Genomic DNA, 24598 nt, shown 5'->3' on the forward strand with positions numbered 1-24598 from the left:
CACTGTCATCAAATGCGGTGAAAACAAGAGGGCATATGACTCAGTTTATTAATAGTTATCACGATGAGCTTGCGGGTTTTTATACCGAGCTAAAGCCAACGCCGCTTAAAGATGCGCGTTTACTGTATTACAGCCAGCCTTTAGCCGATGATTTAGGCCTGAGCCCCGATTTTTTTACCGGTGAATCGGCCGCAGTTTTGCGCGGAGAAGCGCTATTACCGGGAATGAATCCTCTCGCTCAGGTTTACAGTGGGCACCAATTTGGGGTTTGGGCGGGGCAGTTGGGCGATGGTCGCGGTATTTTGCTCGGCGAACAGCAGCTACCCGACGGGCGCAAATATGACTGGCATCTCAAAGGTGCAGGTCCAACGCCCTATTCAAGAATGGGTGATGGCCGCGCGGTATTGCGATCGGTGATCCGCGAATTTCTGGCCTCCGAAGCACTGCACCATCTCGGCATTCCGACGACCAGAGCACTGAGTATAGTCACCAGCCAGCAGCCTGTTTTCCGCGAGCAGCCTGAGCGCGGTGCGATGCTGATGCGCGTCGCTGAAAGCCACCTGCGTTTTGGCCATTTCGAGCACTTCTATTACCGCGAGCAACCTGATGAAGTTCGAAAGCTGGCGGATTATGCGATTCGCCATCATTGGCCACATCTGGTGGATGAAAAAGATCGTTACGTACTTTGGCTGCGCGATATCGCTGAGCGAACGGCTCGTCTGATCGCACTGTGGCAAGCGCAAGGGTTTGCGCACGGGGTGATGAATACCGACAACATGTCGATTCTGGGACTGACCATCGATTTTGGCCCCTATGCCTTCATCGACGATTACCAACCCGGTTTTATCTGTAACCACTCTGACTATCAAGGACGCTATGCGTTTGATAACCAGCCTGCGGTGGCTTATTGGAATCTGCATCGTCTGGGGCAGGCGCTTTCTGGCCTGATGACTGCCGACCAAATTCGTGGTGCGCTTGATGCCTATGAGCCCGCGCTGATGGTGGCTTTTGGCGAGCAAATGCGTAAGAAACTGGGGTTCTTTAGCCGAGATAATCAAGATAACGATCTGCTGACGGAGCTACTTAGCCTGATGGCCAAAGAAGGGCGGGACTATACGCGCACTTTTCGTCAGTTAAGTTACGTAGAAGTGGCTGAAAACCACATGACCCTGCGCGATGATTTTCTCGATCGTGACGCCTTTGATGCATGGCACCGCAAGTGGCGCTTACGTTTGCAACAGGACAACGTGGACGACGCAACGCGCCAAACGCAGATGAAATCGGTAAACCCTAAACGGATCCTACGCAACTATTTGGCACAAAACGCGATTGAAGCTGCGGAAAAGGATGACATCAGCGTGCTCACCCGTCTGCATCAAGGGCTATTAAACCCTTATGAAGACGATGCCGCTTTCGATGATTTAAGTGCGTTGCCGCCGGACTGGGGTAAGACGTTGGAGATATCGTGTTCGAGTTAGGCGGGAGATGTTAGTGCAGCAGACCCCACCCTAACCCTCCCCTTATCAGGGTAGGGAACTGTTCAGAGATGCTTATAAAAACCTAGATCTGCTCTACTAAACAGTTTGGAGAGGTTTGAGAGAATCTCGATCTGCTCCTCCCCCTGCGAAGGGGGACAAACTCCCTACCGCCGTAAAAATACCTGCGGTTCCCCGCACTCGGGATGCGGCATAACGCCCAAATCAGCATGATACCAACGGGTTAGCGTTTCACCGTTTAACACCTCTTGTGGTGTGCCTTGTGCCACCAACTGTCCTTGATGCAGCAGCAGGATTCTATCGGCATACAGCGCGGCCAAATTTAAATCGTGCAGAATACAACAAACGCCAAGTGGTTCGCTGCGGGTCAGCGACTTCAGCAGTCTCAGCGTTTGCTGTTGATGATAGAGATCGAGCGCCGAGGTGGGTTCATCTAAGAACAGCCAGCGCGGTTGCGGCTCGGGCTGCCAAAGCTGGGCTAATACGCGAGCCAGTTGAACGCGCTGTTGTTCGCCGCCGGAGAGTGCGCGGTAATCGCGATCGGCTAATACATCACAGCCGGTTTGCGCCATCACATGTTCAACCGCACGCTGATTATGCTCGCCTTCGCGTCCTTGGTTTGGATAGGGGGAACGGCCCATCGCCACCACTTCTCGCACGCTGAAAGCAAAAGCGAGATCGCTATGCTGACGCATAACGGCGCGGGTGCGCGCTAACTGGCGCGGGCTCCATTCTACCAACGGCTGACCCTGTAATTCACAGTGGCCTTCGCTCGGTGGCAAAAAGCCGGTCAACAAGCGCATCAGTGTCGATTTGCCTGCGCCGTTAGGGCCGATAATCGCCACCATTTCACCGCTCTGTAAAGAGAGCGAAACCTGCTTGATCAGCCGACGCTGACCCAGATGGTAACTGATGTTGTGCGCCTGTAGCGCTGCGGGGGTAAGACGGATTTCAGATTGCTTATCCAACGCTAAACTCCTTTTGACGTAGAATCAGCCATAAAAAGTAAGGACCGCCGATCAAGCTGGTCAGCATGCCAACGGGCATTTCTGCGGGTGACACCAGCGTACGCGCCAGCGTGTCTGCGGTTAATAATAAACAGGCTCCGCCCAATGCCGAGCAGGGAAGCAACCAGCGATGATCGGCACCTAAACGCATGCGCACCAAGTGGGGGATCACCAAACCGATAAAGCCAATCACGCCGCTGACTGCCACGGCTGCGCCCACTAAAACCGCGCTCAACAGTAAAAGTTGGCGCTTGGTTTTAGGCACGTTAATCCCTAAATAGTGAGCTTCTTCATCGCCAAGCTGTAAAAGATTCAAACGGCGCGCCATCAACAGGGCAACAATGCTGGCAGGGAGGATCAACGAGGAGGCCGCGAGCAGCGTTCCCCATTGCGCTTGCCCTAAACTGCCCATGCTCCAGAGAGAGAACTGACGCAGTTGCTGGTCATTGCTGATGTAGCTAAGAACGCCCACCAAGGCAAAGCACAGTGCGTTAATAGCGATACCGGCTAACAATAAGCGAGACAGCGAACCGTGTCCGCCACGACTGAGGCCGTAAATGAGCAGGGAAATAAATAGGCTGCCACCAAAGGCCGCCAGCATATGACTATAAAGTGCCAATGTAGGCGCCAGCGTCATTGGCATCACAATCACTAGGGCAACGCACAATGATGCACCGCTGCTGATACCTAATAAGGTTGGATCGGCGAGCGGATTGCGAAACAGGCCTTGCATGATGGCACCGGACACCGCCAGCGCAATGCCGACTACCGTGGCGAGTAATACGCGCGGCAGACGAATATTCAGCCAAACCTGCCACATCGCATCATCTAGCGGTGTTTCCCACAGAGTATGAAATGAAAGGCGTAGAGCACCTAAGTTGGCGGAGCCTAAACCCAGCGCCAGCAACAGGACGATGAGTACGCTGAATGCAATGCGTGGCGATACTTTTGTCATCTCTGTGCTCGCTCCGCCGCTTCACGCAGCGCCGCTAGTGCAGCCGGCGTCTCTAAGCTAAATCCTAGCAGCGCCATATCGTCAACCACCAGAATTTGTTTGTTTTTAGCCGCAGGGGTCAATGCCATACCCGGCAGCGCCCAAACTTTATCCACGGTGCCCAAGGTTTTGAAACCATCGCGGGTGATCAGAACGAGGTCTGGCGCACTGGCCACGACGCCTTCTTGCGACAGCGGGCGATAGCGTGAGAAACCTTGCATTGCGTTTTGCGCGCCGCTGGCCTTGATGATCGCATCGGCGGCGGTGTCTTGACCGGCGGCCATTGGCGTCATACCACCGTGGCTAAGGATAAACAGCACCTTAGTTTTGAGCGGGGTGCGAGGAACGGCTGCCAGCTGTTGCTCATATTTTTGCGTGACCGCCGCGCCTTGCTTTTCTAGATTAAGCGCGCTGGCGACCTGCTGAATTTTGTGCGGTACGTTGTCGAGTGAGGCCTCGCCGCTGACGGGAACCACTTTCACACCCACATCCGCGATTTGACGCAGCACCAGAGAAGGCTCCGCCAGTTCGCTGGCTAACACCATGGTTGGTTTTAGGGAAAGAATGCCTTCAGCGTTGAGCTGGCGCATATAGCCTACGTCAGGCAGATTTTTGGCAGCGGGAAGGGTACTTGTTGTATCTCTGGCAACCAGACGATCGCCTGCGCCAAGCGCATAAACAATTTCGGTGACGTCACCGCCGACGCTAACGATGCGGTCGGCTGCGACGGCGTTCAGAGAGAATACAACCATCAGCGGTGCAGAAAGCACCGCCGCAAAGCGGCGGGCTAATGTCATGCGGCAACTCCATTCAGACGTGGCAGGCCATCAATCTGGGTGCGCCACTGTTCTTGTTCTGGCTGGCCTTCGGTACGTTGGCCGAACAGTTGGGCGATCTGGGTGCCATCTTCGGCAAACAGTTCCAGACTGGTAACAAATCCGTCTTTGGTTGGTTTACGGGTGATCCAGCTTTCTGCAATCGCGGTTTCGATTAAGTGCAGTGTGAAGCGGGAGTTAAAGATATTGATCCACTCGTGATGTGGCACCACTCGTTCGATTTTTCCGGTGAAAATCTGCACACAGCCACGGTTGCCCACGAAAACCATAATCTCGTTTTGGTCTTCTTTAGCGGTGTTCAGTAGGTGGGTCAGCGCGCTGTTATCTACGCGATACGCGAGATCGTCACCGACGGCGGCAAAGGCCTGCTGGCGTGACAGATTGTGGCGGCCCAGCAGTTGGAAGAATTGGTGAACATCGGTCATGGCGCGCCATTCAGCGTCGATAGCCTGATTATCCACGTGGCTATTTTTGGCTTCGGAGGACGCAGGTACGATCGCTAACGCAGGATTCTCATCGCTAACAAAACGGCCAATTAGATCGTTCCAAGCGGTAATGTCGGTGTTCGGCGTGGTGTAGACTTTATGCAGCGCATCGCCCTGAGCATCAAAGAACTGGATGCAGTGGCGCTCGCCGTTGCGGCTCTCTTCGGTCAGCGTAAAGGCACTGGTCCAATGCTGTAAGAATAAGCGCAGATCGATGCTGCCTGGATTGAGGATCAAACCCGCATGGCCGTGTAGATGCTGGTTTTCGTAGCTGCCAAGCTGTTCGTGAACGGCATATTCGTTACGCGTAATCGCTTTAACTTCGCCCACGGCTTCAAGCGCCGCCAGTAACGTGCGGGCATCCGCATTTAAACGACGTGCATCATGCCCCACGCGGGCATGAGTTAATTCGGCTTCGCTCACATTCAAGATCGCAGCCAGATCGCGGGCATATTTTCCACTGTTCTGCTCTTTGGCAGCCAGGTATTGCTCATATAGTGCAGGTTTCATCTTCTCTTCCTTTATAGGGATAGGGTGCTTAAATAAATCAATCAAACGGGTAGTGCCAATTTTTATATGTGCTAAACCTCCCCCAAATTGGGGGAGGTTTTTATCGCTGCGATGCGCTCATTACCACTGATAGCTAACCAGTACCTTGCCGTTGATACCGTCCTGAATAACGCCTTGTGATGTGTAATATTCTTTGTCGAAGGCGTTGCCCAGCACGACGCTGGTGGTCATACCGTTGAACGAATCTTTACCTTTGTAGCTGACGTAGAAATCATTCACGCCATAGCCAGCCTGTGGTGCAGTACCGGCGTTGACCTGATTGTTACGATCGGCGAAGGTGCCGACCCAGCCCACTGAGAAACCAGTATTGCTGATAGGTACATTCAGCTGGCTGGTGACGGTGTCTGGGTTGATGTTGTCGAGCCATTCGCCGGTTTTCTGATCTTTACCGCGAGTACGGTTGTAGGCCAGATTCCAACCGAACCAATCGGTTTGGTATTCCAAGGCGGCATCCCAACCCCAGATTTTGGCGCGGTCGATGTTGGTTGACGTGGTGCTACAGTCGATACAGCCAAAACGACCGTTGACGAAGCCCATATCCATGGTGACTTGTGTTTTGATGTAGTCTTTGGCTTTGGTGCCGAAGTAGCTGGATTTGAATTTCAGGGAGTCATTCGCCATCAACACATCATCAAAGCGCAGACCGAAACCAACCTCTTGGGTTTCATTGGTTTCTGGTTTCAGATTTGGGTTTGGCTTCCAGTAGTTCGCCATACCTGGGCCCATCTGGAAGTGCAGGGAGTCGTTATACATCTCGCCCATGGTGGGGGCGCGGAACGCCTGCGCATAGCTACCAAACACCATCAGCCAATCAGTCGGGTTAATGGTCATGGCCGCACGGGATGACCATTTGTCAGCGTTGACGTCGTCGTAGCCGTCGCTGCTGCCTTTGTAGTTGTCGTAACGGGTACCGGCAACGATATCGACAGGCAGATCGCGCAGGGTGATTTCATCCTGTAACCAGCCAGACGCAAATTTGATGTCAGCCTGTGGGAAGCCGGTGGTCGCGCCGCCTGGGGTTTGTTTCTGCTTGTAAGCTTCAGTGCCGTAAGTCAGCAGGTGAGACGCAAAGCTGTCAGCAAATAAACGGCTGCGGTTTTCTAATTTAGCACCGTTGGTAGTTTGCTTACGTTTTTCATAAGACGAGCCGGTTGGGCTGGCGTTGATTTTGACTTCGGAGGTATAGCCGGTCAGCTTGGCATCAAGCCAATCCTGTCCAACCGGTTTTAAGCTGTAGCTCGCCTGCGCATCACGCTGAATGGTCGAGCGGTCGGTCATCACGTTACCGGTGCCTGCGTCTTCAGTCTGTGGGTTTTTAGGCTCGCGTGCGGCGTTGTTGTAGTAACGCAGATCGCCAGACAATGACTGATTTTCATCAATGGTCCACGTGCCTTTGGTCAGCACGTTACTGATGGTTTCATCGTTAGGAGAGTCAAAACCGTTGCTCATGCGCAGATTGCCGCGATCGCGGGTGCTAAATGAGATGATGCCGTCTAAGTCATCGGTTTTGCCGTAGGCGCTCGCGCCCATACCTAGGCTGTGATCCTGTGTGCCTGCGGTGCCAAACACGCGATAACCGGTGTTTTTGCCCGGCATTAGCAGGTCTGCGGCATCAACGGTTTCATAAGAGATCACACCGCCTAATGCGCCGCTGCCGTACAGCATTGCTCCGGGGCCACGTACCACTTCAACGCGTTTGATCAATGCGGGATCGAGGAACGTGCCGTTGAGGTGACCGGTGTCAGTGCCTTGACGAACGCCATCAACCAGAACCAAAACGCCACGGCGATCGTAGCCACGCATGCTGATGTCTTGTCCGTTTGCACGGCTGCCACCGGAAATGGTTACGCCTGGAATATGGCGCAGCATATCGGGTGCTGAGCTGGCGGTCAGGGTTTCTGGATCGTTGTTTTCGAGAACGGATACCATCATCGGCGCTTCGAAGCTGTCGCGTTCGTTACCCGTGGCGGTGACGGTCATCGTGTTTTGCTGTTTGCTGTCTTTGCCACCGGCTGGAGTATTTCCCGTGTAGGCAATTTCTTGCGATGTTGATCCTGAAGTTGTATCAACCAAGGCTTCAGCATGCGCAAAGAGCGGTAGGGCGCAAGCAACGGCAATGCTTAAGCGAGAAGGGCTAAAGGTTGAACGAGCCAGCCTGGCGCGGGTGGAACAAGACATGGGGCAACACTCCGTATGTACGAAAACATAGCATCAGGGTTGCTGGCTGCCTTGCCTCAATGAGGCTGGGTGGCTGGCAAAGTTAATGTTTAAATTAAAATGAATGATGTACTGATTATTTGGTCAGGATCAGCTTGCCTGATTTTGTTTGGCGCAGTTGGTACTGTTCTCCTTGATGCTGAATAATGACTTTTCCATCATCACCTAGGAGTGTGTGGCTATCGATCACTGCCGCAGCCGAGGTAAAGAACGTGGGGCTTTGGTGGGTCGATAAACTCAACAGGTCAACAGATTGAGGATCAATATTCGGCTTTTCCATGTGCGCTCTTTCTTACGAAAAGTAAGTGAATGTTAATTGTTATCACAATGAGAATCATTATCATGAAATGTGCATGGCACGGCAAGATAATTTTTCAAAAAATGTGAACCTTTTTACGGTTTGAGCATCGGGTCAACCAGCGCGAAGGTTTTCCCGTATGAATTTTCGTCATCGATGAGTTTTTGAATTATCAGAGCCACATCGGCGCGGCGAATTAAACCGTGGGCTTCGCCTTGAATACACTGTGCATTTCCGGTTGAGTCACCGTTGAAAAGTCCACCTGGGCGTAAAATACAGTGACGAAGTTGGCTGGTTTGCAGCCAGCTTTCCGCTAGAGATTTCTCGCGCACGGCTTGGCCAAAGGCTTTCTTCGCGCGTTCTGATAGCGTTGGCCAGCTGTCACCACAGCCGATAGAGGTGACCAAAACCATATGAGTGAGGCCGCAATGCTCAGCGGTGTCGATGATGAGGCGATTGCCTCGGTAATCACCTTCGCGGCCACCAAGCGTTGAAACGATGCGGGCATGTTCACCGGCTAAACGGCAAACCTGTTCAACTTTTTCCGCATCGAGAGCATCGCCCTCAATAACCTGCACGCCTTTTTCGCGTAATGCTTGCGCTTGTTCAGGGTTTCTCACCAGTGCAAAAAGCGGGCGTTTCTCACGCAGGCCTAATGTGATTAATTCCGCACCAACGCCGCTACCGGCACCAAAAATTAACCATGGAGTCATACGGTGGTCTCCTGTTGAGCGGTCATTTTGCTCGGTAAAGCGCGGAAAGCAGCTAACTGATCGGCAAGCAGTACACGATGGCTATCGCGGCCGACAAAGATTTTCATCATCGCGCGACCGGCGGCATTGATGAACCAAACGGAAGCGGTGTCCATGCCCATAAATTGGCGTTCAACCAGCGCAATATGCACGCAGTGGGTGGCGCGAATATGGCCGCTCAGGCCTTTTTTACCGCGCAGGTTGAAGAAGCCATGACGGTGAGTTCCGCTCGGTAATTCACCTTGGAATTCAAGGATCAGGTCTTCGTTATTCACCAGCGTAGTGACATCGCCCCACTGGGTAATATCATCCCAAACCGTATCAAACTGTGCGCCATCAAAAACCTGCGCGGTGGGAATTAAACGGATAACTTCCAAAGGCGTTACGTCATAGCGCTTGGCGATATCTTCGACAGTACCGTCTGGGTTTGTGCTCAGAAAGGCAATCAGGTCGTGCTGCTGTGCGGAAGAAGTATGGCTCATGGTGTTGGCTCCAGTTGAATAGGTTGAGTTAGCTGAGTTTCTAGCAGTTGTGGAACGAGCGTTTGTAGCGCCTGCATGATATTGCTCGCCCAAAAACGGCCAGCCGGTGTGAGGCGGAAACGAGAACCGTTGACGGTCATCAATCCGCATGTTTGCCACTGCTGCAACAACGGCTCCAGCGGAGCTGGGTTGGCAAGAACGCGCGCCAGATCGAAATATCCCACTTCGATACCGCCCTGCAAGGTGAGTCGCCAGCGATACTGATCGCTACGCGAGGTCATCATCATGATCGGCTTGCGTCCTTCATCCAATTTTTGGTAATAGCGCTCAAGGCTACGTTCCATCATGTATGACTGGCCGTTTAAGTTGCCGCCTGCGCAACTGCCAAAGGCTAGGCAGTCTGCACCTTGTTTGATCAGCAGGTTATATAGATTACGTTCACGCGTGGTGCGAGCCCAGTGGCTGTTGCTGAGCTGGCGCCAGCCTTCGTCGGCTAAGAATGCTTCACCGGTCAGATAGAAATCTCTGCGCTGGGTAACATCGGGTAGGGTGACGCGTTTGTTTTCGACGGCTTTGCCGAGCGGGGTAGATGGCAAAAGATTAAGCGCGTAGAGATCGACGCCGTCTAAAGGCAAATCGCTGACGATATCGAGGTCGGTTTGCCAATCCTGCATGGTTTGGTCGGGTAAACCAAACATCAAATCGCACACGACGGCGGCACGATCGCGTTCGGCCAACTGACGCATGAAGGAAACGGCTTCTTCGCGGGTTGCGCGACGGCCCATACGCTGACGAATGCGGGTGTTAAAGGTTTGAATGCCGATCGAGAAACGGTTAGCACCCGCTTCCAGACACGCATCGACGCGCTCATCGTCAAAATTAAGAATGCGGCCTTCAACCGTAATTTCGCAGTCTGGTGCCAACGGCAGCAGGCGTTTTAACGCGCTGATAATTCGATGCAACTGAACGGCGGACAGTGCAGTCGGTGTGCCGCCGCCAAAATAAACGGCGTGAATTGGCGATGATTGGTGCAGCGGGCTGGATGCCTCCATCTCGATCTCGCGCACTAGGTAGTCGCAGTACTCTTCGGTTGCTTCTGCTTCCAGTTTGTTTTGATAAAAACCGCAGAATTTGCAGTGCGTAGCGCAAAATGGGATGTGTAGATAGAGCAGACGCTTGTTGCCGCTAACACGACTGTTAAGAATGCTTTGCCAGTGTTGGTCAACGCTTTCTGGGGCGACTGGCTTTTGGTTTCGCCACGGCATAGTGGCCCATCGGTCACGGAAAGGGATGCCTTCTTCCGCGGCGAAATAGGGCGCTAGATCCAAATTCATGCGCAAATTTCCTTGGTGACTTTTTGATAAAGGCCAACATTAAATGATAATCATAATCATTTAATCAACAAAGAAATTACGATTGGATGATCTGAATCAAAACGAAATGATAATTAATACAAATAAATGGCTAAAAAAAAGCCGACTCTAAGGTCGGCATTTTTTGCATGTATGAGACTACAATCGTGAGCTTACCGCATCGGCAAGTAGCTCGAGTAGGGTTTCAGTATCCTTCCAGCTTAGGCACGGATCGGTAATAGATTGGCCGTAGGTCAACGCTTGTCCCGGGATGTTTTTCTGTGTGCCTTCAACCAAGAAGCTTTCGGCCATGATCCCCACAATTGCATTGGAACCATCACGTATTTGTTGCCCAACATTGGCCGCAACATCAAGCTGGCGACGATGCATTTTCTGGCAATTGCCGTGGCTGAAGTCGATAACCAGATGCTCAGGCAAATCAAATTCACGCAGGCTGTCGCAGGCGCTGGCGATATCATCGGCATGATAGTTCGGCGTTTTACCCCCGCGCATGATGATATGACCGTAAGGGTTACCGCTGGTTTGGTAAATTGTCATCTGACCATGTTTATCGGGCGAAAGGAACATGTGGCTTGAGCGCGCAGCTCGAATGGCATCAATCGCGATGCGCGTATTGCCATCGGTGCCGTTTTTAAAGCCTACCGGACAGGAAAGCGCCGATGCCATTTCGCGATGGATCTGGCTTTCCGTGGTGCGCGCGCCGATAGCGCCCCAACTGATCAGATCGGCGATATATTGACCGGTCACCATATCTAAAAACTCGGTTGCCGTCGGCACGCCCAGTTCGTTCACTTTCAGCAAAAGTTCACGCGCCAAGCGGATACCGTGGTTAACCCGATATGAACCATTGAGATCGGGATCGGAGATCAGTCCCTTCCAACCAATCACGGTGCGCGGTTTTTCAAAGTAGGTGCGCATGACAATTTCCAAGCGATTTTGGTATTTGTCGCGCATGGTGGCTAAGCGCTGAGCGTAGTCAACGGCAGCATCAATATCATGGATAGAGCAGGGACCAACGATAACCAGCAGGCGTTTATCATCACCACTCAGAATTCTTTCGATTCGCTTACGTGACGCCGTCACGTTTTCTGCAACCGTCGATCCAACAGGCAGTTGTTGCGCCAGTTCTTCAGGCGTAACAAGGGTGTCGATGCGCGCAGTTCGCAATTCATCGGTCTTGTGCATAACCATCTCTAAATCTGTTCTTCGCTACGGCAGGAGTACCGGGAAGTGATGACGATCACAATAAAGCAATTGACGGACAAATCAAGAGTGTGTTGTTTGTTTTATGTACAAATGACGTACTTTTTTACTAGTACATGTGTATAGGATGATTTCTATCAGGCTTGAGTGTCGATTTTATCGACAAAATCACGCCGTAATGTTCTGCTGAAAGTATGACTTCTTTGCGGATTACGGCCACGATAAATGCGTTTCATCCGTCAACAACACGAGCTTCAGCGCGCTGAGGATAAATGTCCAATACGGTATTCTATTATTAGAGGTTGTTGGCAGTTTGCGCTGCAATGAGTACCGGCTTCAGGACATGTGTCCTGTCTTTAGTCAATGAGAGGAAATATAGTTATCACCATGAAAAGCGAGAATAAAAACAGTCAGTGGCTGAGCGTTATTGAGCTGGTAACAAGCGACCAAACGCTTTACTCATTGCTGAAGTATTGTCCATTGGAAATTTTGCGTTGCTGGCAATTAAGCCAATTTTCTGCGGGTGAGTTGGTTTGTCGGCAAGGAGATATTTGCGAAGAGTTTCATCTGATCGTGCACGGGGAGGTAGATGTATTTACCACCGCTGATGATGGCCGCAAATACTCACAGGCTCGGTATAACAAAGGCGATATGTTGGGCGAATTAGAAATATTTGAGCAACGCCCTTATATCTGTTCTGTAGAAGCGCTTGGCAATGTGACCTTGCTAACGCTAACTCGAGAGGAGTTTTGTAGCTGGCTGGCGTTGGATAACTATTTTAATCAAAAAATCTTGCAGTTATTTAGCCGTCAATACTACCAACTGTCTAAAAAGGCCGGTGAAGATACGCTTTATTCGTTACACCAACGTATTTGTTTAGATTTACTACAACGGTTCCAACACCAGGGATCCGATAGCAGCAAATGGATGTTATTCAATAAACAAAAGCTGAGCGAACAATTTGCGGTTGCACCGCGTAGCATTAACCGCATTTTATTCGAACTCCGCGAGAAAAATATTATCGCGATTAACGGTGAGCAGCTTCAGATTATCGATCCTCAACGCTTACTAAAACAGTCAGAACAATAACGAGTGATTCATAGGGATATATTATGACTCAGCGACAACCCCATATTCAGCTAAGCCAAAGTATGACGCAGGCGCGTTATGCATTATTGCCTGGAGATCCAAAACGCGTAGAACACGCAGCGCAATTTTTAGAGAACGTTGAGGCGTTGGGCTGTCATCGAGAATACCGCGCATTGCGTGGTTGGTTTCGAGGAGTGGAAGTGCTGGTGATGTCAACCGGCATGGGCGGGCCCTCGACGGCGATTGCCGTTGAAGAGCTCAACCAAATCGGTGTGACAAATTTAATTCGCATCGGAAGCTGCGGCGCGATGCAAGATCACATGCGTCTTGGTGATTTAGTTATCGCTCACGCGGCGGTGCGCGATGAAGGCACCAGTGATGCCTATGTTAAAACCGCGTATCCCGCCTGCGCAGATATGAGCTTGGTTAGTACGCTGGTTCAGCAGGCCAAGCGGTTGGAATATACCGCCCACTGCGGCTATGTGCGCAGTCATGATAGTTTTTATACCGATCATGAGCAGGAAATAGACCATTATTGGTCAAATAAAGGTATCTTAGCCGCTGATATGGAAACTGCCGCGCTGATGGTTGTTGGCGCGCTGCGCCATATGCGAACGGCATCGATCCTGAATGTGGTTGTTGAGCATAATGCCTGCCTGACTGAAGGGATTAATGATTACCAGCAACAAGAAAAATCAGCACAGCAAGGTGAATCTCGCGAGATCCTTCTTGCGTTAGAAACTGTGTATCAAGATAGTCTCGAAGGGAGGCAATAATGGATTTTTTTAGTATCACAAATGTGATGGTTAATATCCCGCTGGGCGAAGGTGGCTATGCGCTCTCATGGATTGAAGCTATCGGTACCATATTTGGTTTGCTATGCATCTGGTTTGCTAGTAAAGAAAAAATCATTAACTATTTATTTGGGTTAATTAACGTTACGTTATTTGCCGCAATCTTTTTCCAAATTCAGCTATACGCCAGCTTATTGCTTCAGGTTTTCTTCTTTGCCGCCAATCTCTATGGCTGGTACGCATGGAGCCGTCAGAACGAGGCTAATGAAGCCGCTTTAAAAATCCGCTGGCTGCCCCGCAATAAGGCCATAACGCTGGCGTTGGTGTGCATCGTCGCTATTGCATTGATGACGTTCTTTATCGATCCGGTATTTGCGGTACTGACTCGTATTGCAATAAGTCTAATGCAATTCTTAGGTCTTTCCGTTGTGATGCCAGAACTCCAGCCGGATGCATTCCCGCTGTGGGATTCCGCGATGCTGATCCTCTCTATCGCCGCAATGGTATTGATGACACGGAAATACGTTGAGAACTGGTTGTTGTGGGTACTCATTGACGTAATTAGCGTAGTGATTTACGCCATCCAAGGCGTTTACGCGATGTCATTGGAATATATACTACTGACCGCTATCGCCATCATGGGCTCAGTAGCTTGGATTAAGAGCGCCAAAGCACATGGTTCTTCGCCATTGAGTTCTTAGGCGATTAAATTGAATTAATTAAAGTTAATCTTAGTGAAAAGGCTCTATGGGAATAGGGCCTTTTTTGTTTGTGATCTACGCGTATCGTAATATTTATTCTGATGCGAAATATTGCTATTTCACTTCTAACTTTAAACAAAAGGATTTTTCCATATACGATACAAACAGGTATTAAAACTAATACATCCGCCGACTCAGGCCGAGTGTATCAAGGATCTTGGTAGCAATCTCTTCGACCGAGTGATTGGTGGTGTTGAGATAGCGGATTTGATTTTTGCGGTATAAGGCTTCAACTTCGGCCAGCTCCAGTCGGCACTGACGCATCGAGGCATAACGGCTGTTTTCTCGGCGTCCTTCGCGAATCGCGGCAAGTCGGTCAGGGTTTATCGTTAGGCCAAAAAGCTTATGCTGATAGGCTTTAATCGCGGGCGGCAGTTGGAGGTTATCCATGTCATCGGCGGTAAAAGGGTAGTTCGCGGCGCGGATACCGAACTGCATGGCGAGATAAAGGCTAGTGGGGGTTTTTCCACAGCGAGAAACGCCGAGTAAGATAACCTGCGCCTGATCGAGATTACGCAGAGAAATGCCATCATCGTGCGCCAAGGTGTAATCAATAGCGGCGATACGGGCATCATACTTTAGTAGGTTATGTTCAGTCAGACCGTGGGTGAGATTGGCGACGTGAACTGGATTCATACCTAATTCATCCTGCAACGGTGCCACCAGCGCCCGAACGATGTCCTGACAAAACCCTTCGCTGCTGTGAATAATTTCGCGAATTTTTGGCGAGACAATGGAATAGAACACCAGCGGACGTGATCCAGTACGTTGATAGATGTCGTTAATTTGCTGGCACACGGCTTCGGCGCGAGTTTCAGTTTCTACAAAGGGTAGGGTGAATGAGGTGATGTCGACGGGAAATTGTGACAGTACCGCGTGGCCGAGAACCTCGGCGGTAATTGCCGTGCCATCTGAAATATAAAATACGCTTCTTTCCACTCCGCGCTCCTATAGGGGCTTTTCTGACGTAGCTCCTACTCTAGCGCACTCACATTTTATTTACATATTTTATATTTCAAACTGCGGATTACGAAAACAAGTTCAAGCGAAAGGCTTTTATCCGAAGAAGCAGCCAAACTCATCGCGATCGACAATGCGCATCGCAATGCTGAAAGAGGGAACTGCATCATCTTGATAGAGATGCCATTCGGCATTAGGCCGCATCCAATAGAGGGTCCATTGCTTAGTGTCTTCTACATAGGTCACTTTTATAGAAGGTTGTTCAACCATTTTGGGCTTCTTACCTTCATCTGAGGCGTGTAGCTCAAAAATGTCGATGTCATGGCCCGTAATTCGATATGAAAGGTCATTTTCATGGCGTAGGTTTTCGGCAGGGCGACGCTTCGATAAAAATAAATCCATACAACGTTTAATATCTTGGAGCTCTAAATCGGTAAAAATCATGGCAATAACCTTAAATGTAAAATCTTTTGCTGTGATGTTTAAACAACTAACTCGATAGAACGGGATAAAAACAGATACGCGTGGTGACGGATTGATCAGCCAGGAGGATAACGTTTGAGGGGAAAACGTGTCAGGAACTTATTCACTCGTGATAATTATTGAATGCGTTTAATTACCGAAATTGACTAATCACGCAGTAAACTAACACTAAAATTGATTAATAGCTATTCAAAGCCTTCAGCCCGCTGGTTTTTCAGCTTTATCTGTGTGGATATGGACTTATTAACCAAGGGAATCGTTTGCTTGTATCAAACCGATTGTCCTTCAGCTTTTTATGGTTTTTTGCTGACGGATTTCAGCAGCTCTGAGTAAAAAAGTGCGGTTTGAAGAAAATTCATGATATTCACCAATAGGTGGATCGATTCACCTGTCTTGGCGAAACCTCACATTGTGCTAGTCTGAAAACGCCGGATTTACGGCCACAATTATTTTCTGTACCCATCTTTGAATGTGAAAAGGATTGTCTCGATGTCTAGTAATGGCCCTGACTTGCATAACGTGCTTTGGTACAACCAGCTCGGCATGCACGATGTTGATCGGGTGGGGGGCAAGAATGCCTCTCTGGGAGAAATGATCACCAACCTGTCTGAGCTTGGTGTTTCGGTGCCTAATGGTTTTGCTACTACCGCACAGGCATTCAATGATTTTCTGGAACAAAGCGGCGTTAACCAGCGTATTTATGATTTGCTGGACAAGACAGATATTGATGACGTAACACAATTGGCCAAAGCGGGCGCACAGATCCGTCAGTGGGTCGTTGAAACGCCATTTACTCCAGCATTAGAGCGTGACATTCGTAGTGCTTATCAACAACTGGCACAAGATAATGCTGATGCATCCTTTGCCGTGCGTTCATCCGCAACGGCAGAAGATATGCCTGATGCATCATTTGCCGGTCAGCAAGAAACTTTCCTCAACGTTCAAGGTATCGACGCGGTGATGGTGGCGGTGAAGCATGTTTTTGCCTCGCTGTTTAACGATCGCGCCATTTCTTATCGTGTGCATCAAGGCTATGACCACCGTGGCGTGGCACTCTCTGCGGGCGTGCAACTGATGGTGCGCTCTGATTTAGCTGCCGCGGGGGTGATGTTCACCATTGATACCGAGTCGGGCTTCGATCAGGTTGTTTTCATTACTTCAGCCTACGGTCTGGGTGAAATGGTGGTGCAGGGTGCGGTAAACCCTGATGAGTTTTACGTTCACAAACCGACGCTGCAAAAAGGCAAGCCTGCGATTGTGCGCCGCACCATGGGTTCGAAGAAAATCCGAATGGTGTATGCCGAAAGCCAAGAGCACGGCAAACAGGTTCGTATTGAAGATGTTGAAGATGACGCACGCAATCGCTTTAGTTTGAACGATCATGAAGTGGAGCAGTTGGCACATCAGGCGCTGATGATTGAGCAACACTATGGTCGCCCAATGGATATCGAGTGGGCGAAAGATGGGCACACCGGTAAGCTGTTTATCGTTCAGGCGCGTCCAGAAACCGTTCGTTCCAATGAGCAAGTGATGGAGCGCTACCAGCTAACGGGCCACAGCGAAGTGCTGACCGAAGGACGCGCCATCGGTCATCGCATCGGTGCAGGGCCGGTAAAAGTCATCCATGACATCAGTGAAATGAACCGCATTGAACCGGGTGATGTGCTGGTGACGGATATGACCGATCCCGATTGGGAACCGATCATGAAGAAAGCATCGGCCATTGTCACCAACCGAGGTGGACGTACTTGTCACGCGGCTATTATCGCGCGTGAACTGGGTATTCCTGCGGTGGTAGGCTGCGGTGATGCTACGGAACATTTGCGTGACGGTCAGAAAGTCACGGTTTCCTGTGCCGAAGGCGATACCGGTTATGTTTACAGCGATATGCTGGACTTTACGGTGCATAGCTCTCAGGTTTCGACCATGCCTGACCTACCGTTGAAGATCATGATGAATATCGGTAATCCCGATCGCGCCTTTGACTTTGCTCGCCTGCCTAACGAGGGCGTAGGTCTTGCGCGCTTGGAGTTCATCATCAACCGCATGATTGGCGTGCATCCACGTGCGCTGCTGGAGTTTGACCAGCAAGATGCTGAGACTCAGGCTGAGATTAAGCAGATGATGCAAGGCTATGACAGCCCAGTTGAGTTTTACATCGGCCGCTTAACGGAAGGGATCGCCACGCTGGCGGCTGCATTCTGGCCAAAACGCGTTATCGTGCGTCTGTCTGACTTTAAGTCTAATGAGTATGCCAATCTGGTTGGCGGTGAGCGCTATGAGCCACATGAAGAGAACCCAATGCTGGGCTTCCGTGGTGCAGGCCGTTACGTTGCAGACAGCTTTAAAGATTGCTTTGCGTTGGAATGCGCTGCAGTAAAACGCGTGCGTAATGATATGGGGCTGACTAACGTTGAAGTGATGATCCCATTTGTTCGCACCGTGGCGCAGGCCGAAGCCGTAGTTAAGCAGCTGGCATCGGAAGGGCTGAAACGCGGTGAGAACGATCTTAAGGTCATTATGATGTGTGAAATTCCATCAAACGCCCTGTTGGCCGATCAGTTCCTTGAACATTTCGATGGTTTCTCCATTGGTTCAAACGATATGACTCAGCTAACGTTGGGCTTGGACCGTGATTCAGGTGTGGTTTCTGAGCTGTTTGATGAGCGCAATGAGGCCGTTAAAGCACTGCTTTCTATGGCGATCAGAGCGGCTAAGGCTCAAGGAAAATACGTGGGTATTTGCGGGCAGGGCCCTTCAGATCACGAAGATTTTGCACGCTGGTTGATGGATGAAGGTATTGATAGTTTATCCTTAAATCCAGATACGGTAGTTCAAACGTGGATTAATTTGTCAGAAAAATAGATTCGGCTATAAACTAAACGAATCTTAAATCGAGCGACTGTTATTTACAGTCGCTTTTTTTATAATTTAAAATATTTTCGATGGTTTATTAGGCTGGAAAAATAATAAAAAAAAAGCCCATCATAGGGAGATGGGCAAAGACTACACACAGCAATTCGGTAAGAAGTTACGCTTAAACAAAGCGGCTCCTTTAGGGGTACTTAGCAATCTAAGTTACTGAACATGATAGGTATGGTGGCTTAGATCGTCTTTAAGAATCATCTGAATCAGAATAGGTTATATTATATAACCCATTTTTAGTTATTACGATAGTTTGTTTTCAGCATATTTAAGAATAATCTTTAATGGTTGGATAATTAACCACAAATAAAAAAGCTAAGTATTTATTTATGATTAAATTAAGAAAAAACTTAAGGATATTCTCAATTGTGTCGCTTGCTTATTGAAATAAATGCTGAGAGTTGTGATGTGAATAGTCTTAATTAAGAACGGGGCCATTGGCCCCGTGATGATATATCGATGTTTTTGATTCTGCTTAGAGCTGATCTAATTCGCGTGCGACTTGCTCAACGTCTTTCACCGGTTCAGGTGCTTCATGGACCCACGCAGAGACTAAGCGATAAGAAACGGCGAGTACGACTGGCCCGATAAACAGACCAATCATGCCGAAGGCCAACAGGCCGCCGATAACGCCTGACAGAATAAGTATCATCGGTAAATCAGCCCCCATGCGAATGAGTGCAGGACGCAGGAAGTTATCCAATGTCCCCACCACACAGCTCCACACTAACAGCACCGTTCCCCATGTGGTGTCACCACTCCAATACAGCCAGATGATGGCGGGAACCAGTACTAGCAATGGTCCAAGCTGTGCCAGACAACAAATGAACATGAGTACCGTAAGCAGCGTAGCGTAGCCAATCCCGCTAATCGCCAGACCAATACCGCCGAGAACCGATTGAACAAGCGCGGTAACCACCACACCGAGCGCAACGGCGCGAATAGCTTGAGCAGCAAGAACCACCGCCGCATCGCCACGTTCTGAGCCTAGACGAACCGCAAAGTGGCGGATACCTAAGGCGACATCTTCGCCGCGGCTATATAGCAGCGCGCTAAATAGCAGCATCAGGGAACAGTGCAACACGAATGAACCGACATGCGCGGCTTGAGCAACAAACCAGGTGATGGTTTGACCAATATAGGGCTGTATTTTGGCAATAATAATGCTGCCGCCACCGGCTAACATTGAATGCCAGCTGTTATACAGTTTGTGCCCAACGGCAGGAATACTTTTTAACCAAAGCAGATCGGGAATAGACCAGTTTTTAGCCGATGATGCCCACTCAAGAACGGGGCCACTATTATCAATCAGGCTGCCTATCACTAAAGCAATAGGAATAATGAAGAGTAGCAGCAGTAATAATGTCATGAGTAACACGGCAATCCAGCGCTTACCCCAAAATATCTTCTGCAATTTAATGAGCACAGGCCAAGTTGCGATAACAATCATGCTGGCCCATGCGAATCCAAGAATAAATGGTCGTACTACCCAAAGACAGGCGACAATCATCAACGATACAAACAAAACCCCGAACATGATGCGGGGGAGATCGTATTTGTGCTGCGGTTTATACATTTGAAATCCATCCTAAAATAGAACATTGAGTTCCCTATGCCTATGATGACCTATCATGGGTAAAAAACCTAGCGTCACTATGTAAGAAAGCATAGCAGGTGGATGTTATTTCAGCGTGAATACTCAATCTAATAAATCGGTATCTCAAGGCGGCTAAATATCGGTGGTGATAAGGCTTGCGGCGATACCACCTAGTTACTGGTGAAATAATGAACGACAAAAGCCACTATGGTGACTGCTGCAAATAATTGAGCACAAAATTCCACAGAGGTTTTAGGGAAATAGGACATGAAATATACCTAATGAAATAATTAGATTTGCAGTATCTCTTTCGAACCTTAAAGAAACATTAAGAAAACTGAGATTCTGATTTTTATAGGCAAAGTGAGAAGGCGTGAGTGCTCAGTAGAATGTTCGACTCACACCGCGTTTTGCCAGCGGTATATTTGGTGTAGTTGCAATCGCATTGTTATCAAAGGGTAAATTTTGTTGCCGCTGACATCGGCATCTATGCTTTTTTTGTGATAGCTTCTTAGGTTCATGCTTTGCACATAAGCCATTCAGCGAAGCGCATGACTAATAATAAAGGGTGGATCTGCCTTTCAGATTCAGGCACTGCGCATAGATGCAGACAGTTTCGATGTGAGCACGCTTTGATAAGCCTTATTTGATAAGCAACCATGACAGGGTTGAGACGGATGATCCCACAAATTTCTCAGGCACCAGGACTCGTTCAACTGGTGCTGGACTTCTTGCAATCGCTGAAAAGTAACGGTTTTACCGGCGATATGGATACCAGCTATGCGGCGCGCCTAACCATGGCCACCGACAACAGTATTTATCAATTATTACCGGATGCGGTGCTGTTCCCTCGTTCCACGCCCGATGTGGCATTGATTGCTCGCGTAGCAAGTGAAGAGCGCTATCGCTCGCTGGTGTTTACTCCGCGCGGCGGCGGCACCGGGACGAACGGACAATCGCTAAACCGCGGAATTGTGGTGGATATGTCCCGCCACATGAATCGTATTCTGGAGATTAACCCAGAAGAAGGCTGGGTAAGGGTTGAAGCTGGGGTTATCAAAGATCAGCTAAATCAATATCTAAAGCCTTTCGGCTATTTTTTTGCACCAGAACTTTCCACCAGTAATCGCGCCACGCTTGGTGGGATGATAAACACCGATGCTTCAGGGCAAGGTTCACTGGTGTATGGCAAAACGTCTGATCATGTATTAGGGCTGCGAACTGTTTTGCTGGGCGGTGAGCTTCTGGATACCGCTCCTGTCCCGATTGAGCTGGCGGAGAAGCTTGCGCAAAGTGGCTCACTGGGAGGAAAAATCTATCGCGCAGTGGTGGATTCCTGCCGAGATAATCGTGCGCTGATTATTGATAAATTCCCCGCGCTAAACCGTTTTCTGACCGGCTATGATTTGCGCCACGTGTTTAGCGATGATATGCAAACCTTTGACCTGACGCGCATTATCACCGGCTCCGAAGGGACACTGGCGTTCGTGACCGAGGCCAAACTCGATATTACTCCGATCCCGAAAGTGCGGCGGTTGGTGAATATTAAATATGACTCCTTTGATTCTGCGCTGCGTAACGCGCCTTATATGGTTGAGGCAAAAGCGTTGTCGGTTGAAACCGTTGATTCACGGGTCCTTAATCTGGCGCGTGAAGACATTGTTTGGCATTCCGTTAGCGACATGATTTTAGATGTTCCCAATAAAGAGATGCTGGGGCTCAACATCGTTGAGTTTGCCGGTGACGATCTGGCGTTGATTGATGCGCGTGTTGCTTCATTATGCCAACGCATGGACGAGCTGATAGCGGCGCAGCAAGCCGGGGTGATCGGCTATCAAGTTTGCGAAGATCTCTCGGGTATTGAACGCATCTATGCGATGCGCAAAAAAGCGGTGGGGCTACTGGGTAATGCGAAGGGGCAGGCTAAGCCGATTCCTTTCGTGGAGGATACTTGCGTACCACCACAGCACCTGGCCGATTATATTGCTGAGTTTCGCGCGTTGCTCGATAGCCACAATTTAACCTATGGCATGTTTGGGCACGTGGATGCGGGCGTTTTGCATGTGCGACCTGCCTTAGATATGTGCGATCCTCAGCAGGAAATGCTGATGAAAACGCTATCCGATAAAGTGGTTGAACTCACCGCCAAGTACGGCGGCTTGCTGTGGGGAGAGCATGGTAAAGGTTTTCGTGCTCAATATAGCCCTGAATTCTTTGGTGACGCGTTGTTTACCGAATTGCGCCGCATCAAAGCCGCGTTTGATCCTGACAATCGCCTGAATCCGGGAAAAATTTGTTCTCCACTCGATTGCGATGAGCCGATGATGCAGGTCGATGCCCAAAAGCGTGGAACCTTTGACAGACGCATTCCGCTTCAGGTACGAACAGAATATCGTGGTGCGATGGAGTGCAACGGCAATGGCTTGTGCTTTAACTTTGATGTGCGCAGCCCCATGTGTCCGTCGATGAAAATTACCGGCGATAGAATTCATTCGCCTAAAGGCCGAGCGACGCTGGTGCGTGAATGGCTACGATTGCTTTCTGAGCAGGGAGTCGACCCGCTAACGCTTGAGCAAAAATTGGGTGAACGATCAACCGTGCGCGGAATGATTGAGAAAACGCGTAATTCCTGGCACGCCAAAAAAGGTGAATATGATTTCTCGCACGAGGTCAAAGACGCCATGTCAGGCTGTTTGGCCTGCAAAGCCTGTTCGACCCAATGCCCGATCAAAATTGATGTTCCCGGTTTTCGGGCCAAGTTTTTACAGCTATATCACACGCGTTATCTGCGGCCGGTACGTGACTATCTGGTCGCAGGCGTTGAAAGCTATACCCCATTGATGGCGAAGGCACCTAAGGTATTTAACTTCTTCTTCAGTCAGCCGTGGTTGCGCAGTATGAGCGAAAAACGTATTGGCATGGTGGACTTACCTTTACTGTCGACGCCAACGCTTAAACAGTCGCTAGCCGGGCACAGCGCCTACCAAACCACGTTGGAACAGCTCGAAAAACTGGGTGAGCAAGATCGCCAGCGCCATGTGTTGATCGTGCAAGATCCCTTTACGACATACTATGATGCTCAGGTAGTGGCAGATTTTGTCCGTTTGGTTGAGCGCTTAGGGTTTCAGCCAGTATTGCTGCCATTCTCACCCAATGGTAAGGCACAGCATATTAAAGGCTTTCTCACTCGCTTTGCCAAAACTGCCCAAAAAACGGCAGACTTCCTCAATCGCGTTGCGCGTTTGGGAATGCCAATGGTGGGGGTCGATCCTGCGTTGGTGCTGTGCTACCGCGATGAGTATCGTGAAGTTTTAGGTGAGCAGCGTGGGGATTTCAGCGTGCAGCTGGTTCATGAGTGGCTGCAAAAAGCATTGCCTCAGCCGCAGGAGACACCGCCACAAACGGGGGAGTCATGGTACTTGTTTGGGCACTGCACTGAAACGACGGCCTTGCCTGCCAGCACGCAGCAATGGCAGAAAATATTTGCCCGCTATGGTGCTACCTTAGAAAATGTCAGCGTTGGATGCTGTGGAATGGCTGGAACTTATGGCCATGAGAGTAAGAACCTTGCTAACTCGCTGGGCATTTATGAGCTATCGTGGCATCAGGCACTGCAACGCTTGCCGCGTCAGCGTTGTCTTGCTCCCGGCTATTCTTGCCGCAGCCAGGTTAAACGCATTGAAGGAAACGGATTACGCCATCCACTACAGGCACTTTTGGAGATTGTTCGATGATTTGGAAACGTGCGGCAACGCTTGAGCAGCTTAATCAAACCGGTGCCGATTGTATGGTCGGTCATCTTGATATCCAAATTACCCGTATGGGTGATAATGAACTCGAAGGGACGATGCCGGTCGATCGTCGCACGACGCAGCCTTTCGGCCTGCTGCATGGTGGGGCTTCGGTGGTATTAGCCGAAACGCTAGGCTCGCTGGCTGGCTATCTGTGCAGTGAAGGCAAGCAGCAGGTGGTTGGCTTAGAAATTAATGCTAATCACATTCGCGCGGTGCGTGAAGGACGAGTTCGAGGCGTGTGCAAGGCAATACACGTTGGGCGCCGCCATCAGGTGTGGCAGATAGAAATTTTTGATCAGCAAAATCGCTTATGCTGCACCTCTCGGCTAACGACCGCGGTGATTGATCCTGCTTAAATCACGCGACTTATCGCTACGCCCTTTAGCCAAGCTGAAGGGCGTGTCTATTTACGCCATATACTGAGTGAAATTTCCCTGAAGGTTTAAATTTCAAAACGTTAAGGCTAGTATTAGATATCGTTT

The 24598-nt window shown here is 49.9% G+C and carries 20 protein-coding genes; 7 read left to right on the forward strand and 13 right to left on the reverse strand.

What is annotated here, in order from left to right; all coding sequences use genetic code 11:
• Positions 1 to 35 precede the first annotated feature (35 nt).
• Entirely contained in the window at positions 36 to 1478 is a 1443-nt protein-coding gene (locus tag U0008_RS10500; RefSeq protein ID WP_121626052.1) for a protein adenylyltransferase SelO, read from the forward strand.
• A 164-nt stretch (positions 1479 to 1642) separates the two neighbouring features.
• On the opposite strand, the gene U0008_RS10505 is transcribed toward U0008_RS10500, so the two are convergent.
• The 10 genes from U0008_RS10505 to U0008_RS10550 all read right to left on the reverse strand — a co-directional run bounded on the left by U0008_RS10505 (position 1643) and on the right by U0008_RS10550 (position 11695).
• Positions 1643 to 2464 (reverse strand): heme ABC transporter ATP-binding protein, encoded by an 822-nt coding sequence (locus U0008_RS10505; RefSeq protein ID WP_038502199.1) that lies wholly within the window; start codon positions 2462 to 2464, stop codon positions 1643 to 1645.
• Positions 2457 to 3458: a FecCD family ABC transporter permease gene (locus U0008_RS10510; RefSeq protein ID WP_043493147.1), complete on the reverse strand. Its 1002-nt coding sequence runs from the start codon at positions 3456 to 3458 to the stop codon at positions 2457 to 2459. Before U0008_RS10510 ends, U0008_RS10505 begins: the two co-directional genes overlap by 8 nt.
• Entirely contained in the window at positions 3455 to 4294 is an 840-nt protein-coding gene (locus U0008_RS10515) for a heme/hemin ABC transporter substrate-binding protein (protein ID WP_043493150.1), read from the reverse strand. Before U0008_RS10515 ends, U0008_RS10510 begins: the two co-directional genes overlap by 4 nt.
• Positions 4291 to 5328: a hemin-degrading factor gene (locus U0008_RS10520; RefSeq protein ID WP_043493151.1), complete on the reverse strand. Its 1038-nt coding sequence runs from the start codon at positions 5326 to 5328 to the stop codon at positions 4291 to 4293. The genes U0008_RS10515 and U0008_RS10520 overlap by 4 nt, the downstream gene beginning before the upstream one ends.
• Before the next feature lie 120 nt (positions 5329 to 5448).
• Positions 5449 to 7566 carry a TonB-dependent hemoglobin/transferrin/lactoferrin family receptor gene (locus U0008_RS10525; RefSeq protein ID WP_046449400.1) on the reverse strand — a complete coding sequence of 706 codons (2118 nt, stop codon included), beginning with the start codon at positions 7564 to 7566 and terminating at the stop codon, positions 5449 to 5451.
• A 115-nt stretch (positions 7567 to 7681) separates the two neighbouring features.
• On the reverse strand, positions 7682 to 7885 hold the full coding sequence (gene hemP, locus U0008_RS10530; RefSeq protein WP_043493152.1) for a hemin uptake protein HemP: 204 nt from the start codon (positions 7883 to 7885) through the stop codon (positions 7682 to 7684).
• 113 nt (positions 7886 to 7998) lie between these two features.
• Positions 7999 to 8616 carry an SDR family oxidoreductase gene (locus U0008_RS10535; RefSeq protein ID WP_043493154.1) on the reverse strand — a complete coding sequence of 206 codons (618 nt, stop codon included), beginning with the start codon at positions 8614 to 8616 and terminating at the stop codon, positions 7999 to 8001.
• Positions 8613 to 9137, reverse strand: a complete 525-nt coding sequence (hutX, locus tag U0008_RS10540; protein WP_025801290.1) for a heme utilization cystosolic carrier protein HutX — start codon at positions 9135 to 9137, stop codon at positions 8613 to 8615. Before hutX ends, U0008_RS10535 begins: the two co-directional genes overlap by 4 nt.
• Complete coding sequence (gene hutW / locus U0008_RS10545) at positions 9134 to 10471, reverse strand: heme anaerobic degradation radical SAM methyltransferase ChuW/HutW (protein ID WP_043493155.1); 1338 nt, start codon at positions 10469 to 10471, stop codon at positions 9134 to 9136. Before hutW ends, hutX begins: the two co-directional genes overlap by 4 nt.
• Before the next feature lie 177 nt (positions 10472 to 10648).
• A complete protein-coding gene (locus U0008_RS10550) occupies positions 10649 to 11695 on the reverse strand; it encodes a 3-deoxy-7-phosphoheptulonate synthase (RefSeq protein ID WP_043493365.1) in 1047 nt (348 codons plus the stop codon).
• Between the two features lie 405 nt (positions 11696 to 12100).
• Here U0008_RS10550 and U0008_RS10555 point away from each other — a divergent pair, with 405 nt between their 5' ends.
• The 3 genes from U0008_RS10555 to pnuC are packed head-to-tail and all read left to right on the forward strand — an operon-like array spanning position 12101 to position 14297.
• A complete protein-coding gene (locus U0008_RS10555) occupies positions 12101 to 12802 on the forward strand; it encodes a Crp/Fnr family transcriptional regulator (protein ID WP_043493157.1) in 702 nt (233 codons plus the stop codon).
• A 23-nt stretch (positions 12803 to 12825) separates the two neighbouring features.
• The gene (locus U0008_RS10560; RefSeq protein WP_043493158.1) at positions 12826 to 13578 is read left to right on the forward strand and encodes a nucleoside phosphorylase; all 753 of its coding nucleotides are present in this window, start codon (positions 12826 to 12828) and stop codon (positions 13576 to 13578) included.
• Complete coding sequence (gene pnuC / locus U0008_RS10565) at positions 13578 to 14297, forward strand: nicotinamide riboside transporter PnuC (protein ID WP_043493160.1); 720 nt, start codon at positions 13578 to 13580, stop codon at positions 14295 to 14297. The genes U0008_RS10560 and pnuC overlap by 1 nt, the downstream gene beginning before the upstream one ends.
• Before the next feature lie 177 nt (positions 14298 to 14474).
• Here pnuC and ppsR read toward each other — a convergent pair whose 3' ends face one another.
• Both ppsR and U0008_RS10575 read right to left on the reverse strand, forming a co-directional pair.
• Positions 14475 to 15296, reverse strand: a complete 822-nt coding sequence (ppsR, locus tag U0008_RS10570) for a posphoenolpyruvate synthetase regulatory kinase/phosphorylase PpsR (RefSeq protein WP_025801296.1) — start codon at positions 15294 to 15296, stop codon at positions 14475 to 14477.
• A 117-nt stretch (positions 15297 to 15413) separates the two neighbouring features.
• Complete coding sequence (locus U0008_RS10575) at positions 15414 to 15761, reverse strand: DUF3024 domain-containing protein (RefSeq protein WP_025801297.1); 348 nt, start codon at positions 15759 to 15761, stop codon at positions 15414 to 15416.
• 528 nt (positions 15762 to 16289) lie between these two features.
• Here U0008_RS10575 and ppsA point away from each other — a divergent pair.
• Entirely contained in the window at positions 16290 to 18665 is a 2376-nt protein-coding gene (ppsA, locus tag U0008_RS10580; RefSeq protein ID WP_025801298.1) for a phosphoenolpyruvate synthase, read from the forward strand.
• A 535-nt stretch (positions 18666 to 19200) separates the two neighbouring features.
• Here ppsA and ydiK read toward each other — a convergent pair.
• On the reverse strand, positions 19201 to 20301 hold the full coding sequence (gene ydiK, locus U0008_RS10585) for an AI-2E family transporter YdiK (protein WP_025801299.1): 1101 nt from the start codon (positions 20299 to 20301) through the stop codon (positions 19201 to 19203).
• A 698-nt stretch (positions 20302 to 20999) separates the two neighbouring features.
• On the opposite strand from ydiK, the gene ydiJ reads away from it, so the two are divergent.
• Positions 21000 to 24056, forward strand: a complete 3057-nt coding sequence (ydiJ, locus tag U0008_RS10590; protein ID WP_043493161.1) for a D-2-hydroxyglutarate dehydrogenase YdiJ — start codon at positions 21000 to 21002, stop codon at positions 24054 to 24056.
• A complete protein-coding gene (gene menI / locus U0008_RS10595; protein ID WP_025801301.1) occupies positions 24053 to 24472 on the forward strand; it encodes a 1,4-dihydroxy-2-naphthoyl-CoA hydrolase in 420 nt (139 codons plus the stop codon). The genes ydiJ and menI overlap by 4 nt, the downstream gene beginning before the upstream one ends.
• The last annotated feature ends 126 nt before the right edge of the window (positions 24473 to 24598 follow it).

The sequence above is a fragment of the Hafnia alvei genome (assembly GCF_034424155.1).
GTDB classification, from domain to species: domain Bacteria; phylum Pseudomonadota; class Gammaproteobacteria; order Enterobacterales; family Enterobacteriaceae; genus Hafnia; species Hafnia alvei.

Excerpts from the sequence above, each read along its gene's own strand:
- U0008_RS10500 (WP_121626052.1), top strand. The coding sequence starts at position 36 with ATGACTCAGTTTATTAATAGTTATCACGATGAGCTTGCGGGTTTTTAT.
- U0008_RS10510 (WP_043493147.1), bottom strand. The coding sequence starts at position 3,458 with ATGACAAAAGTATCGCCACGCATTGCATTCAGCGTACTCATCGTCCTG.
- U0008_RS10515 (WP_043493150.1), bottom strand. The coding sequence starts at position 4,294 with ATGACATTAGCCCGCCGCTTTGCGGCGGTGCTTTCTGCACCGCTGATG.
- U0008_RS10520 (WP_043493151.1), bottom strand. The coding sequence starts at position 5,328 with ATGAAACCTGCACTATATGAGCAATACCTGGCTGCCAAAGAGCAGAAC.
- U0008_RS10525 (WP_046449400.1), bottom strand. The coding sequence starts at position 7,566 with ATGTCTTGTTCCACCCGCGCCAGGCTGGCTCGTTCAACCTTTAGCCCT.
- hemP (WP_043493152.1), bottom strand. The coding sequence starts at position 7,885 with ATGGAAAAGCCGAATATTGATCCTCAATCTGTTGACCTGTTGAGTTTA.
- U0008_RS10535 (WP_043493154.1), bottom strand. The coding sequence starts at position 8,616 with ATGACTCCATGGTTAATTTTTGGTGCCGGTAGCGGCGTTGGTGCGGAA.
- hutX (WP_025801290.1), bottom strand. The coding sequence starts at position 9,137 with ATGAGCCATACTTCTTCCGCACAGCAGCACGACCTGATTGCCTTTCTG.
- hutW (WP_043493155.1), bottom strand. The coding sequence starts at position 10,471 with ATGAATTTGGATCTAGCGCCCTATTTCGCCGCGGAAGAAGGCATCCCT.
- U0008_RS10550 (WP_043493365.1), bottom strand. The coding sequence starts at position 11,695 with ATGCACAAGACCGATGAATTGCGAACTGCGCGCATCGACACCCTTGTT.
- U0008_RS10555 (WP_043493157.1), top strand. The coding sequence starts at position 12,101 with ATGAAAAGCGAGAATAAAAACAGTCAGTGGCTGAGCGTTATTGAGCTG.
- U0008_RS10560 (WP_043493158.1), top strand. The coding sequence starts at position 12,826 with ATGACTCAGCGACAACCCCATATTCAGCTAAGCCAAAGTATGACGCAG.
- pnuC (WP_043493160.1), top strand. The coding sequence starts at position 13,578 with ATGGATTTTTTTAGTATCACAAATGTGATGGTTAATATCCCGCTGGGC.
- U0008_RS10575 (WP_025801297.1), bottom strand. The coding sequence starts at position 15,761 with ATGATTTTTACCGATTTAGAGCTCCAAGATATTAAACGTTGTATGGAT.
- ppsA (WP_025801298.1), top strand. The coding sequence starts at position 16,290 with ATGTCTAGTAATGGCCCTGACTTGCATAACGTGCTTTGGTACAACCAG.
- ydiK (WP_025801299.1), bottom strand. The coding sequence starts at position 20,301 with ATGTATAAACCGCAGCACAAATACGATCTCCCCCGCATCATGTTCGGG.
- ydiJ (WP_043493161.1), top strand. The coding sequence starts at position 21,000 with ATGATCCCACAAATTTCTCAGGCACCAGGACTCGTTCAACTGGTGCTG.
- menI (WP_025801301.1), top strand. The coding sequence starts at position 24,053 with ATGATTTGGAAACGTGCGGCAACGCTTGAGCAGCTTAATCAAACCGGT.